The following is a 205-nucleotide window of genomic DNA, read 5'->3' on the forward strand; positions in this document are numbered from 1 at the left end:
CTTTCTTTCTTAGTCGCTTTTATCCTTTCATTCGCCACCGCAATATCAGTAATCTGCTTACCTAACTCGCCCACTAACTGCGTTTTCTCAATCCGTTTTTGCTCTTTTTCTTTGTCAAAAATCGTATTCAGCTTCTCATGGGCATTATCGGTGTCACGACTTAAGTCGTTGATATCTTGTTTTTGATTATCCTTATCGCGAATAA

The 205-nt window shown here is 38.5% G+C and carries 1 pseudogene; it reads right to left on the reverse strand.

Features of this window, described 5'->3' with window-relative positions:
* Positions 1 to 205 (reverse strand): annotated as a pseudogene (locus M992_RS15285) (VENN motif pre-toxin domain-containing protein); the annotation flags it as partial.

Origin of the sequence: Moellerella wisconsensis ATCC 35017, assembly GCF_001294465.1 — a bacterium.
Classification (GTDB): Bacteria; Pseudomonadota; Gammaproteobacteria; order Enterobacterales; family Enterobacteriaceae; genus Moellerella; species Moellerella wisconsensis.